The 11,670-nt window shown below is 76.4% G+C and carries 9 protein-coding genes; 2 read left to right on the top strand and 7 right to left on the bottom strand.

Going from position 1 to position 11,670, the window contains the following annotated elements; translation table 11 throughout:
- The 5 genes from ACFWEK_RS11910 to ACFWEK_RS11890 all read right to left on the bottom strand — a co-directional run.
- Positions 1–1,428: aminoglycoside phosphotransferase family protein (locus ACFWEK_RS11910; protein WP_430554181.1), on the bottom strand; the 1,428-nt coding region annotated here is incomplete at its 3' end.
- Positions 1,421–3,208: an ABC transporter ATP-binding protein gene (locus ACFWEK_RS11905; RefSeq protein WP_430554180.1), complete on the bottom strand. Its 1,788-nt coding sequence runs from the start codon at positions 3,206–3,208 to the stop codon at positions 1,421–1,423. The genes ACFWEK_RS11905 and ACFWEK_RS11910, both read right to left, overlap by 8 nt.
- On the bottom strand, positions 3,201–4,493 hold the full coding sequence (locus ACFWEK_RS11900; RefSeq protein WP_430554179.1) for a glycosyltransferase family 4 protein: 1,293 nt from the start codon (positions 4,491–4,493) through the stop codon (positions 3,201–3,203). Before ACFWEK_RS11900 ends, ACFWEK_RS11905 begins: the two co-directional genes overlap by 8 nt.
- 11 nt (positions 4,494–4,504) lie before the next feature.
- Complete coding sequence (locus ACFWEK_RS11895) at positions 4,505–5,764, bottom strand: glycosyltransferase family 4 protein (RefSeq protein WP_430546104.1); 1,260 nt, start codon at positions 5,762–5,764, stop codon at positions 4,505–4,507.
- Between the two features lie 10 nt (positions 5,765–5,774).
- The gene (locus ACFWEK_RS11890; protein WP_430554178.1) at positions 5,775–7,046 is read right to left on the bottom strand and encodes a glycosyltransferase family protein; all 1,272 of its coding nucleotides are present in this window, start codon (positions 7,044–7,046) and stop codon (positions 5,775–5,777) included.
- Positions 7,047–7,185: 139 nt separating this feature from the next.
- Between ACFWEK_RS11890 and ACFWEK_RS11885 the strand changes: the two genes are divergently transcribed.
- A complete protein-coding gene (locus ACFWEK_RS11885) occupies positions 7,186–8,568 on the top strand; it encodes a DUF4232 domain-containing protein (RefSeq protein ID WP_430554177.1) in 1,383 nt (460 codons plus the stop codon).
- A gap of 9 nt (positions 8,569–8,577) precedes the next feature.
- Here the strand turns inward: ACFWEK_RS11885 and ACFWEK_RS11880 are convergent, their stop codons facing one another.
- Positions 8,578–10,425, bottom strand: coding sequence for a cytochrome c biogenesis protein CcdA (locus tag ACFWEK_RS11880; protein ID WP_430554176.1), 1,848 nt, complete (start codon positions 10,423–10,425; stop codon positions 8,578–8,580).
- 127 nt (positions 10,426–10,552) lie between these two features.
- Between ACFWEK_RS11880 and ACFWEK_RS11875 the strand changes: the two genes are divergently transcribed.
- The gene (locus tag ACFWEK_RS11875; RefSeq protein ID WP_430554175.1) at positions 10,553–11,242 is read left to right on the top strand and encodes a fasciclin domain-containing protein; all 690 of its coding nucleotides are present in this window, start codon (positions 10,553–10,555) and stop codon (positions 11,240–11,242) included.
- A gap of 112 nt (positions 11,243–11,354) precedes the next feature.
- On the opposite strand, the gene ACFWEK_RS11870 is transcribed toward ACFWEK_RS11875, so the two are convergent.
- The coding region (locus ACFWEK_RS11870; protein ID WP_430554174.1) for an anti-sigma factor domain-containing protein at positions 11,355–11,670 on the bottom strand (316 nt) is incomplete at its 5' end.

Raw genomic sequence — 11,670 nt, 5'->3', positions numbered from 1 at the left:
CGCCCCGGCCGTGGCCGCGGCGGTCCCGGTGCGGGCACGGCCGCCGCGCGACGCCGCGGCGTCGAGCACGTCCCCGAGGTCACCGCCGGCGCCGCCGAGGACGTCGCGGGCGAGGCCGACGAGCCGCGCGGTGCGGTCCGCCCAGCCCGCCTCCCGGCGGCGGAACGGCTCGGTGGCGCGGCGCAGCAGGTGCGCCGCGGTCGCGTGCCGCAGCGCGGTCCGGTCGGGGGCGGGCGCGCCCGCGTCGTCGCGCCCCGCGAGGACGGCGGCGAGCCGGGCCGCCGCCGGGACGTCGTCGTGCGCCCGGACGAGGCTCGCGGCCAGGGATCCCAGGTCCTCCTCGGGAGCGCCCCACCGGGCGGCGTCGCCGTCGACGAGCCACAGCGCGCCGGAGGGGTCGCGCACGAGCTGGTCGAGCGAGAGGTCCCCGTGCAGCGGGACGGCGCGGCCCGGGGCGGTCGGCCGGTGCCGGTCGAGCGCGTCGGCCAGCGGCCCGACCGTCTCCGTGAGCCACGGCAGCAGGCCCGCGAGCGCGTCGGCCACGGGCCGCAGCCCGGCCCGGGCGGGGACGTCCCGCGCGGGCCGTGGCAGCAGCGCGGTGGCCGACCCGTGCAGCGCCGCGACCGCCGCGCCGACGTCGCGCAGCCCGGCGTCACCGAGTGCGCCCGCGGCGTCGAGCGCGTCGAGCGGATCGCCGTCCACCCACCGCGTCACGACGACCCCGCGGCTCGGGTCGTGCGCCAGGACCCGCGACGCGGGCACGCCCGCCGCGGCGAGCAGCCCGTACCCGGCGAGGGCGCGCGGCACCGCCGTCGGTCGCGCCAGGCGCAGGAGCACGCCGCCGCCGTCCGTCGCCACGTGCAGCACCGCGCGCCGCTCGGGGTTGTGCCGCAACAGCCGGGCCGCTGCGCCCTGCCCGGGACCGTCCGGCCCTGCACCGTCCTGCCCGGCACCGTCCTGCCCGACACCGGGCAGGCCGAGGTCGGCGAGCACCGCCGACGCACCGCCGCGGGCGAGGAGCCGGGCTCCGGGCAGGTCGCGGTCGGCCGCCCAGCCGGTCACGACCAGCCCGGCGTCCGCGTCCGCCAGCACGACGTCGCCCGGCGCGGCACGACGCAGGGCCTTGGCGAGCTTGGGGTGGGCGTGGTCGGCGTAGGCACGTACGAGGAGGTCGCGCGGGGCGCCGACGTCGGGCACCCAGCGCGCGGCGAGCAGGCAGCTGGTGCGCGGCTTGTAGCGCAGGTAGGGCCGCGTCACGACGCCCGACGTGCCCGTCGCCGCCGCCACCCTCCGCGCCAGCGCCGCCGGGTCGAGGAGGTCGGCCAGCGCCGGCACGGCCGGGTCGCGGGCGACCAGCTCACGGTCGGCCACGCGGTCGGCCGCCCCGTCCATGATGCGACCGGGTGTCTCGATCAGCCGCTCAGCCACGACCCACCCCCGCGGGGGCGGCCGCGCCGAGCACGGCGTCGGGCGGGCCGGACGCCACGATCCGCCCGGCGTCGAGCCGCACGACGCGGTCGCAGTCGCGGGCGGCGTCGAGGTCGTGCGTCACGACGAACGTGGTGCGGCCGCGGGTGAGGCGGCGCATGGCGTCGACGACCTCCCGCTCGGTCTGCTCGTCGAGGCCGGTCATGGCCTCGTCGAGCAGGACGACGGGCGCGTCGAGCATCGCGGCGCGCGCGATGGCGATGCGCTGCCGCTGCCCGCCGGACAGGGTCGCGCCGCGCTCCCCCACGACCGTGTCGTAGCCGTCGGGCAGGGCGGTGACGAAGTCGTGCGCGCCCGCGACGCGGGCGGCACGCTCGACCTGGGCGTCGGTGGCGTCGGGGACGGCGGCGGCGATGTTCTCGCGCACGGTCCCCCGGAACAGCACGCTGTCCTGCAGCACGACGGCGACCGACTGCCTCACGCTGCGCAGCGTGAGGTCGCGCAGGTTGTGGCCGTCGATCCGCACGACGCCGGACTCGGGGTCGCGCAGGCGGGACAGCAGCGAGACGAGGCTGGACTTGCCGGCCCCGGACGTCCCGACGACCGCGACCCGCTCCCCCGGCCGCACGGCGAGGTCGAGCCCTCGGAGCACCGGGTGGCCGGGCACGTAGGAGAACCACACGCCCTCGAACCGCACGTCGCCGCGGGCGTCCCGCAGCGGGCGCGCCCAGCTCGCGTCGACCACCTCGGGGCTGCGCTCCAGCACCTCGACGACGCGCTCGCTCGACGCGCCGGCCTGCGCGATGCGGCCGGTGTACTTCGCGATGTCGCGCATCGGCTTGAACGCGGCCTTGAGGTAGGTGAGGAAGACGGTGAGCTCGCCCGGCGTGAGGGCGCCGTCGAGCACGCGCTGCGCCCCCACGTAGAGCACGACGGCGGTCGCGAGGCCGACCAGCACGTCGGTGGAGCGCTCGAGGCCGGCGGACAGCCGCTTCGCCTTGACCCCCTCGCGCAGGGAGGACGTGTTGGACCGGGCGAACCCGGCGCTCATACGGTCCTCGAGCGAGTACGCCTGCACCACCTTCACGGCCGCGAGCGACTCGGTGGCCAGGGACGCGAGCTGTCCCTCGGCCTTGCGCTGGTCGCGCGAGACGTGCCGGATGCGCCGCGACAGGCGGCCGCTGGTGAGCAGGAAGACGGGCAGGACGACGAGCATCACGAGCGCCAGGACCGGGTCGAGCACCGCGACCACCACGACCATCCCGACGAGCGTCACGACGTTGCCCAGCATCGGCAGCATCGCGGTGACGGACACCTCCTTGAGCCGCCCGACGTCGCTGGTGAGCCGGGTGACGAGGTCGCCGGTGGTGGAGCCGTCGTGGAACCTCAGGCTGAGCCGCTGCAGGTGGTCGTACAGGTCCGCGCGCACGCCCGTGAGGACGCGGTTGCCGGCCAGCGCGAAGCACACCGTCATGGCGTACGCGGCACCCGCCCGCAGCAGGACGACGACGAGCAGCGACCCCGCGGCCAGCGCGATGACGAGCCCGAGGTTCGCGGGCGCCGGCCCGGCGACGCTCGACCCGGTGGCCGCGACGATCCCGTCGACCACGTACTTCAGCGGCCACGGCTCCAGCAGCCGCATCGCGACCTCCGCGAGCAGCGCCAGGCCGCCCAGCACGAGCAGCCGCCGCTCGGGCCGCACGTGGTGTCGCAGGTGCGGCCAGAACCGGCGGAACGACCGGCCCGCCGCCCGCACCGACCGCTGGCGATCCTCAGCCACGGCGACCACCCCCGTCGGCGAGGGCCGCCGAGGTGTCGGGAAGCGCGACCCCCGCGAACCCCAGCGCCCGGCGCACGACGACCGACCAGTCGTGCCGCTCGACGGCGACGTCCCGGGCGCGGACGCCGAGCGCGGCGCGGCGGTCGCCGTCGTGCGCGAGCGCGACGACGGCGTCGGCGAGCGCCGCGGCGTCACCCGGCGGCACGAGCACCCCGGCACCGCCGTGCTCCAGGGCGTCGGGCAGCTCGCCCACCGCGCTCGCCACGACCGGCAGCCCGGCCGCCAGGTACTCGTAGACCTTGAGCGGCGAGAAGTAGAAGTCGTCGAGGTCGGGGTACGGCGCCACGGCGACGTCGGCCCGGTGCAGCAGCGCGGGGACCTCCGACGGCGCGACGGCGCCCGCGTGCTCCACGGCGTCCGCGATCCCGAGCGCGTTCGCCCGGGCGAGCACCGCCTCGCGCTCGGGGCCGTCGCCGACGAGCAGCAGGCGCGCGTCGGGCACGCGGTCGCGCACGCCGGCGAACGCGTCGACCAGCACGTCCAGCCCGTGCCACGGCTTGAGGGTGCCGACGAACAGCACGGTGAACGCCGTCGCGTCATGCCGGACTCTTCGCGCGGACGTCTCCCTCCCGACGTGGAGCGCGCCCTGGCGCCCGTGAACGCGTCCGCGCGAAGAGTCCGGCAGGTCGCGACGGCCCCCGCACCGGTCCGCGGCCGGAACGATCCGCCCGGTGTCCACACCGTTCGCCAGCACGTGGACCTTCTCCGGGTGCTCGCCGGCGCGGTCGGCCGCCCAGGCCGCGACGGGCCCGCTCACCGCCACGACTGCCGTCGCCGCACCGACGGCCGCGCGGGCGCAGCGCTCGGCTGCTGCCTCGTCGACGAGCTCGCGGTGGGTGCGCTGCTCGGCGACGAGCGGCGCGTTCACCTCCAGCACGCTGGGGACGCCGACGTCGCGCGCCCAGGCAGTGGCCGCCGTGCCCCAGAGGGAGTAGCGCTCGTAGAGGAGGTCGATCCCGGCTCGCTCGTGCAGCGCGTCGAGGAGGTCGCCGACCCGGTCGTCAGCGTCCCGCAGGGCCCGCTCGCGGCCGGCCGTCGATCCGGTCGGGGCCACGCGGACGCGGTGCATGACGACGTCGGTGAGGTCTTCGGGGACGTCGTCGCCGGGGCGCGTGGTGACGACGTGCACCTCGGCGCCGGCGCGCACCAGCTCGCGCAGCACGGCCTGGACGTGCACGGACGACCCCTTGCGGCCGAACACCGGCACCCCCGGATCGGAGCTCACGTACGCGACCCTCATGCCGCCCTCCCCTCCGCGACGGTGGCCGCCGCGGTCTCCAGCACGTCCAGCAGGCGGCGGGACGTGCCGACGACGTCGAACTCCGCCTCGATGTGGGCGCGCGCGCCGTCGGCGAGGCGGGCTGCCTCGCCCGGGTCGTCGAGCAGGGCGCCGAGCGCCGCGGCGAGCGCGGGGGCGTCGCCGGGCGGCACGAGCCGGCCGGTCGCGCCGTCGCGCACCGCCTCGGGGATGCCGGTGACCGGCGTCGAGACGACGGGGGTGCCGAGGGCCATCGCCTCCAGCAGCACGGTGGGCAGGCCGTCGCGGTTGCCGTCGGCGCCGAGCACGCACGGCGCGGCGAAGACGGCGGCACGCGCGACCACGTCACGCACCCGGTCCTGCGGCAGCGGGCCGTGGAACGTCACGTGCTCCGCGCCGCACCGCAGCAGGCCGAGCGCGGCGGCGCGGTCGCGCAGCTCGGCCTCCTGCGGCCCGGAGCCGACGAGGTCGAGGTGCACCTCGCGGCCGGCCTCCACGAGGAGGGCGAGCGCGTCGAGGAGGTCGCCGAAGCCCTTCTTCTCGACGAGGCGCCCGACGGCGCACACGCGCCCGGGCCGTCGGGGCGCCGTCGTGCGGGCGTACTCGTCGAGGTCGAGCCCGTTGTACACGCGCACGACGGCGTCCGCGGCGGGCCCGTAGGTGTCGCGCAGGTAGGCGAGGTTGTGGTCGCTCACGGTCACGACGGCGCGCGCGTCGGCGAGCTTCGTCCGCAGGTCGGCCGGGTCCACCGACTCGTGGAAGATGTCCTTCGCGTGCGCGGTGAACGTGTACCCGATGCCGAGGACGGCGGCGGCGAGCCGCGCGACCGTCGTCGCGACCGACCCGAAGTGCGCGTGCAGGTGTGTCAGGCCGGCGTCGTGCGCGGCGGACGCGACCCACAGCGCCTGCACGGCGTCCTCCGGGTCGGCGGCGAGCAGGTCCGCGAGCACGGCGGCGGGCAGGCTGCGCAGGTCGAGCCGGTCGTGGGCCTCCGCGAGCGCCCACCACGCGTCCGACGCGCGGGCCGCACGCGGCACGAACCGGACCGGCGCGGCGACGTCGGCCAGCGCCGCGTGGAAGCGGGTGTCGACGGGGGCGCGCAACGAGAAGATCTCGATCTCCAGGCCGCGGCGCTCCAGGCCGCGGACCTCGTTGACGATGAACGTCTCCGAGAAGCGCGGGTACATCTTGGTCACGTAGCCGACGCGCGGGGTCGGTGCCGTCGTCGAGGGAGTCATGGGGGTGGTCTCAGGCCGTGGCACGGTGCTCCTCCTCCTGCTGGTCCTGCGGGTGCGGGGTGGCTGCCGCCGGGCGGGCGGCGGCTTCGTTCCGGTGGGCGAGCCGATCCACGAGCGCGTCGACGAGCTCCGGGACGCGCGACAGCCCGTCGAGGTCGACGTCGACCTCCGGGCGCCGGGCCGCGTCGTCGGCGGCGGTGCGGGCGAGCCAGGCGGCCACCCGCTCGGGGGTGATCGCGCCGACGAGGACGTCGAGCAGACCGAGGTCGGCGAGCCGGCGGGCCCGCACGAGCTGCTCGGCGCGGGGATGGGTGCGCGGCACGACGAGGCCGGGCCGGCCGGACGCCAGCAGCTCGCACACGGAGTTGTAGCCGCCCATCGTCACGACGGCGGCGGCGCCCTCGACCAGGGGCACGACGTCGCGCACGAACGCGTGCACCTCGAGGTCGTCGCGGCCGGCGGCGACGGCGTGCAGCCGGTCCCGCGTCGTCTCCGGCAGGTACGGCCCGGTGACGAGCACTCCCCGGTGGCCCACGGGCAGCGGCGCGGCGGCGAACGCCTCCGCGAGGGACGCGCCGTCCTGCCCGCCGCCGACCAGGCAGAGGACGTAGGGCGCCCCCTCGCGCACCGGCTCGGCGAGGGACGCGCGACCGCGACCGAGGTATCCGGTGAACACCGTGCGGGCGGCGATGTGGTCGGGCAGCGCGTACTCGGCGAGCGGGTCGTAGACGTGCGCGTCGCCGTACACCCACACCTCGTCGAAGAACCGCTCGACGACGGACGTGCTGCGCTGCTCGTGCCACTCGCGGACGGCGACCTCGGGGGTGTCGAGCACGTCGCGCAGCCCGAGCACGCACGCGGTCCCGCCCTCGGCGCGCAGCCGCCGCAGCGCGAGCAGCAGCTCGCCGCCGACGCCGAGCGGCACCTTGTCCACCACGAGCACGTCGGGGCGGAACGCGGCCAGCGCGCCGTCGAGCACGCCCGCCCGGACACGGACGACGTCGTCCAGCGTGCCGCCCCAGGCGCGTGGGCCGTAGCCCAGGTCCGGGTCCTTGCCGACGCGCGGCAGGGTCACGACCTCCGTGCGCTCCGGCAGCGGCAGGCTCGTCGCCTCCCGCGCGCCGGACAGGAGGAGGACGTCGACGTCCGGGTCGGCGTCCACCACCGCGCGCGCCAGCAGCGACGTGCGCCGCACGTGGCCGAGGCCCTGCGTGTCGTGGGAGTAGAACGCGACCCGGCGTCGCGCCGGGAGCTCGGGTTCGACCGCTGATATCTGTCGCACCCTGGTCACCCTGCGGAGGTTGCCTGAGTCACGGATGAGGCGACCATGAGGGGGTTCTCATCCGGAAGGGCGCAGCATCTGCACAGGGCACGCCCAGGTCCGCCGCTCACCCGTCCCGCGGGTCTGGCACGCTCCCGTCGTGACCCGACGACGCACGTCCGCCCTGGTGGCGGCGGTCATCCTGCTGGCCGGCACCGCAGCGCTGCTCGCCGTCTGGCGCCCGTGGGACCCGGTGCCCGACGAGCTGCGCGCGGCCACCCGCCAGGTCGCCGACCTCCCCGGCGTCGTCTCCGCGGAGGTCACCGGCTACGAGGTGGCCTTCCGCGACGCGAAGGACGGCGACGTCGCCCTCGCGACCGTCGACGTCGTGCTGGACGACGTGCTCTCCCCCGAGGCCGCGAGCGCGGCCGCCGCGCGGGCGGACGGTCTGCTCGCGGCAGCGCGGGTCGACGGGGTGCGCACGCTGTCCCGCACCACGGCGGTGCACACCGGCGACCCGCGGACCGTGCACGGCGTCGAGGTCTACCCGCTGACCGCGTGGGTGACCGAGGACGGCGACGCGTCCTCCGTCGCGGACGCCGTCGTCCTCCGCCGTGCGGGCGCGACGACGGTGAGCGGCGCCAGCGCGGAGGCGGCCGACGGAGAGGGACTCGTGCGGCTGGCGGAGGAGGCCGCGGAGCACAAGATCGCCGCGTCGCTCGGCACCGCCGACGACGCCGTGCGGTACGACGCCTCCGGGCGCGTCCCCGTGGTGGCGGCCGCGCGGCTGGCCGTCGATGCGGCCGGACGGCCGGGCGTGGCGTCGGTCGTCGTGCACGCGGGGTTCCCCACGGGCACGACGGCGGCGGACGACACCGCGCTGACGCTCCAGGTAGGCCTCGCCGGGCCGACGTCGTCCCCCGAGGCGGGCGACGTCGCGCGCTGGCTCGACGACCCGGCCCGCGACGCCGGGGGCCGCCACCTCGCGTACACGCTCACCGAGCCGGGCTACGCCGCGAGCGTCGACGGCTGGGTCGCGGCCGCGCCGCCCCCGACGCCCGAGGAGCACACCGTGCCGCTTCCCACGGGCGTCGGGGCGTGGCCGGCCGACGACGACGCCCCTGCCTGCGCGGGCGACGACCTCCGCCTCACCCTCGGCACGCCGGACGCCGCGGCCGGCGGCCGGTATCTCGCCGTGCTCGCCGAGAACGTGTCCGGGCGGCCGTGCGCCCTCGACGGCGTGCCGCGGCTGACGTTCCGGGACGCCGACGGCGAGCCGCAGGACGACGTCACGACCGAGCCGTCCGCACCGGGCGTGGTCGCGGGCCGCGTCGTCGTGCCGGCGGGCGAGCGCGCGCTGGCGACCGTGGAGTGGCGGGCCATGTCGACGGCGAACGACCCGGACGTCACCACGACGGTGGACGTCGTCGCCGTCCCGGACGGAGATCCGGTCCCGCTGGTCCCGACCACCGAGCTCGACGTGCTCGACGGCGCCGAGGTGCGCGTCGGCCCGTGGGCGCAGGGGGCGGAGGGCTGGTCGTGACCTGCCAGGTCACCCGAAGGTGAACGCGTAGACCGCGACGCCGTCGGGCACGTCGAGCTCCACGACGCCCTCGGTCGGCCCGTCCCCGCGCAGCACGTCGTACAGCGTCGGGTTCCCGGACACGTCGATCTCGCGCTCGGCGCGCACGCTGCCGTCGTCGGCGAGCACGCGGGCGGTGACCGTCCCCTCGCCGCCGAGGACGCTGAACACGTCGGTCGAGCGGTACGCGAGCCGCAGGGTCGCGTCGCCGGAGCCCGCCGTCGCGCCCTGGAAGTCGACGTCCCACGTGCCGCCGAGGGAGAAGGTGTCGCGCGGCTGGTCGTCCGGGTGGGAGTACGCCTCCCGGCCGGAGCCGTACTCGGGGGAGCCCGAGTAGTTGAACACCTTGTTGAGGGCGAGGTAGGTCTCCGGGGTCGTCTCCTCGCCGGGCGTCGTGTCCGCGACGTCCGTGGCGGGCGGCAGGTCGACGTCCGGGTCGGCGGCGCGCAGCAGGTCACGGACGTGCTGCTCGGTGACGTCGTAGCCGCCCTCCCCGTGCTTGATGTAGCGGACGGTGCCCTCGGCGTCGATCAGGTACTCGGCCGGCCAGTACCGGTTCCGGTACGTCGTCCACGTGGAGTAGGAGTTGTCCTGCGCGATCGGGTACTCGACGCCGAGGTCGCGGGCGCCGGCGACGACGTTGCGCGTCTCCCGCTCGAAGGCGAACTCCGGCGTGTGCACCCCGATCACCTCGAGGCCGGCATCCTCGTACGCGTCGTACCAGGCGTTCACGTGCGGGACGGCGCGCTGGCAGTTGATGCAGGAGTAGGTCCAGAAGTCGATGAGCACGACCTTGCCGCGCAGGTCGTCCAGGTCCAGCGCCGCGCCGTCCGGGGTGTTGAGCCACCGCGTGATGCCGGTGAGCGGCGGAGCGGTGCCGCAGTCGGCCAGCTCCGCCGACCCGTTGGAGCAGTTCGACAGCTCCCGGTTCGCGTCGGTGACGATCCCGCCCAGGTCGAGCGCGTCCTGCACGGAGGCGTTCTCGTCCACCTGCTGCTGCAGCGCGCCCGTGTAGTCCGGCAGCGCGCGCTGCAGCTGCTGGGGCAGGTTCAGCGCCAGGGCCCCCGCCAGCAGGAGGACGACGACGCCGCCCGTGACGCGGATGCCGCGCTGGTGGCGGCGGAACGCCGAGACCCGTTCCGCGACGCGTCGTCCGGCGAGCGCGAAGACCAGCAGCGGCACCGCCGCGCCGACGGCGAACGACACCGTGAGGGCCACCGTCCCCGGCCCGATGTCGCCCGTCGCGCCGGCGACCGTGATCGCCGCGAGGACCGGGCCGGCGCACGGCACGTAGAGCACCCCCAGCCCGAGGCCGAGCAGGAACGCGCCCCGGTCCTGGCCTGCCGCGCGGCGCGACCCCAGCGACGCGAGCCGCAGGAAGGGGCGCTCCAGCACCTCCTCGAACCGCGGCACGATCATCCCGACCCCGAGGGCCGCGAGCAGCACGATGCCGACCCAGCGCAGCAGGTCCTGCGGCAGCCCGAGCGCGCCCAGGACCAGCGAGCCCAGCAGCGTCATCGCGCTGAAGCTCAGCACCAGGCCGGCGATGACGAGGTACGGGCGCCACGACCGCGCACGGGCGCGGGCGGGCCGGTCCGCCAGGTCGACGGCGGCTCCCCCGCCGGTCGGCGCGACGCCCGTCTCGACCTGCCCGCCCGCGCCGGTGCGCACCGCCGTCGGCACGTCGAACCGCAGCGCCGGTTCGCGCGCGCCCTGCACCCCGCCGGCGAAGAAGATCACCGGGAGCATCGGCAGGATGCACGGCGAGATGCCGGTGATGAGGCCACCGAGCAGACCGATCAGGACCAGGGTCTCCATGCCCGTCGTTCGGAACCGCGGGGCCGGCGGATGGGGTCACGGACGACACCCATCCGACGCGGCGCCCGCTCCGAACCCCCGTCGAGCGCCCCGGACCGGAGGGGCGACGACGCAAGGAGAGAGAACGATGAACGTCCGCACTCGCACCCGTACCGCCGCCGCCGGCTTCGCCACCCTGGCCCTGCTGGGGCTCGCCGCCTGTTCGTCCGACTCCGGCTCCGACGCCGCCGGGTCCGGCTCCGAGGAGACGATGGCCGAGGAGTCGCCGATGGCCTCCGACGAGCCGTCGGACGAGATGAGCGAGGACATGTCCGCCGACCCGGCGGCGAACCTCGTCGGCCCCGGCTGCGACGCCTACGCCGAGCAGGTGCCCGACGGCGCCGGCTCCATCACGGGCATGTCGACCGACCCGGTCGCCGTGGCCGCGTCCAACAACCCGATGCTCACCACGCTGACGAAGGCCGTCAGCGGCGAGCTCAACCCCGACGTCGACCTGGTCGACACCCTCAACGGCGGCGAGTTCACCGTGTTCGCGCCGGTCGACGACGCGTTCGCCGAGGTGGACAAGGAGACCCTCGACACCCTCGCCACGGACGCCGACCTCCTGACCACGGTGCTCACCTACCACGTGGTACCCGGCCAGATCCTGCCCGAGGACATCGCCGGGGAGCACGAGACCGTCCAGGGCGACACCCTCGAGGTCACCGGTTCCGGCGACGAGCTCAAGGTCGACGACGCCAACGTCGTCTGCGGCGGCGTGATGACCCAGAACGCCACCGTCTACCTCGTCGACTCGGTGCTGATGCCGCCGATGTGACGCCGCTCCGGGGACCCCGGTCGTCCGTCACGAGGCTCGCAGGGCCGCCGCACGCAGGGGGTGCGGCGGCCCTCCGGCGTGCGTGGACCTCCCGCGGCCGGCGCCCGGGGAGTCAGGACTCGATCGCCAGCACGGGGTCGGTGGTCGGCTGAGCCGAGCCTCCCGCGGGCTCCAGCGTCACCGCGACCACGTGCCCGGCGCCGCCCTGGACGAGCGCGCGCGACACGCCGCCGGAGGCCGCCGGCATCAGGCCTGCCGACACGGGCGTGTCGTCGGCGACGATCCACAGCTGCCAGTCGTGACCCTCACCGGGGGCGGGCATGCCCTCGGCGGAGACCAGGACGTCGTCGCCGGAGACCAGGGCGGTGGCCTCGCCTCCGCCCTCCACGGGTGCCGTGACGAGGCGGGCGTCCGGGTCGGCGAGCATC

The organism is Isoptericola sp. NPDC060257 (assembly GCF_042726645.1).
Taxonomy (GTDB): domain Bacteria; phylum Actinomycetota; class Actinomycetes; order Actinomycetales; family Cellulomonadaceae; genus Isoptericola; species Isoptericola nanjingensis.
Note: the sequence above shows the minus strand (reverse complement) of the source record. Positions and strands in the feature narration are given on the sequence as shown.